Consider the following 1,496-nt stretch of genomic DNA (forward strand, 5'->3'; position numbering starts at 1 on the left):
CCGCCGGTCGACCCCGCGGGCTCAGCGGGGCCCGGGCCTGCCCCGCAGGCCTAGCGGGGCCCGGGCCGGTCCGTGTCCCCCATGCTCATCAGGCCCCGCAGACCGTCCTGCAACACCTCCGCGGGCATCGTGCCGAACAGGGCCTGCTGCGCGGCGAACCCCTGCGCGGCGGCGATCAGCGTCCGCGCGACATGCTCCGCGGGGACGTCCGCGCGCATCACCCCGGCTTCCTGATACCCCTCGACGACCGCCACCCATGCCTCCCGCACCGCGACGAAGCCCTCCCGCAGCACCGCCGCCAGCTCACCGTCGCGAAGGGTCTCGGTCCAGACCTGGACCATCAGCCGGGGAAAGGACTCCTCCCCCTCCCAGGACAGACCGTGCTTCCCCGTGCCCCCCAGGCCCAGCACCTGCGTCATGACCCGGGTCACGAGCACGTCGGGCATCGGCGGCGGGGACTGCCGGGCGACTTCCTCGAAGGCTTCGCGGATCCCTCCGAGCACCTCGGTGACGATGGCGCCGATCAGCTCGTCCTTGCCGCTGAAGTACCGGTAGACGGCCCCAGCGGAGAGGTTCACCTCCTTCAGCACGTCCTGCATCGACGTCGCGTGGAACCCGTTGCGGGCGAAGCAGCGGGCCGCGCCGTCGAGGATCTGGCGACGGCGGGCGTCGAGGTGTTCCTGGGATACACGGGCCATGCACGAAACCTAAAACGAACATTCCTTCTTGACAAGGCGGGACACCGGCGGGACAGTGGGCCTGTCACTAAAACGAACGATCCTTCTTTTTACGCACCCGGTCCGGCCGGGGACCGGGACCCTGCCCGGGGCCCGGCCGAAAGCCCGAACACCACCCCGATCCGCATCGAGGGAAGAAGCATGTCCACCGCCCCCGCCACCCCCACGCCCCCCGCGACCGCACCCGAGCAGCCGGTCCCGGACCGCTCACCGTCAACAGCGACGGCTCCGGCTCCGGCTCCGAGGCAGCAGCACCCGTCCCCGCCGAACCGCCGCACCGTCATGGCCGTGGTGCTGCTGGTGCCGGTCCTCGCGGCTCTCGCCCTGTGGGCCTTCGCCTGGCCCGCGGCCCGTACCGCGCCCCATGAGCTGCCGCTCGGCGTGGCGGGTCCGGCGACCGCGGCCGCCCAGGTGCAACAGCGGCTCGAAGCCCATGAGGGTGCCTTCGAGATCCACCGCTACGAGGACGGGGCCGCCGCCCGCGACGCCATCGAGGACCGGACCGTGTACGGAGCGGTCGTCGTCACCGGGCGGGGAACCGAGCTGCTCACCGCCTCGGCGGCGAGCCCGCTCGTGGCGCAGTCGCTCCAGCAGGCCGTGGCGCGACAGGCCGGCGGCACCGAGGTGCCGACCGTGGACGTCGTACCGCTGCCTCCGGAGGACCCGCGCGGCTCGGTCCTGGCGTCGAGCGTGCTGCCGATGACGCTGGCGGGCATCGCCGCGGGGGCCGCGGTGACGCTGCTGGGGTTGCGCGGCGGG

Annotated in this window: 2 protein-coding genes; one reads left to right on the top strand and one right to left on the bottom strand. The window is 73.1% G+C overall.

Going from position 1 to position 1,496, the window contains the following annotated elements:
• Window positions 1–50: 50 nt before the first annotated feature.
• Entirely contained in the window at window positions 51–698 is a 648-nt protein-coding gene (locus HO151_RS06505; protein WP_173895141.1) for a TetR/AcrR family transcriptional regulator, read from the bottom strand.
• 321 nt (window positions 699–1,019) lie between these two features.
• Here HO151_RS06505 and HO151_RS06510 point away from each other — a divergent pair.
• Window positions 1,020–1,496: ABC transporter permease (locus tag HO151_RS06510; protein ID WP_368039443.1), on the top strand; the 477-nt coding region annotated here is incomplete at its 3' end.

It is taken from the genome of Streptomyces sp. 8P21H-1 (assembly GCF_013302945.1).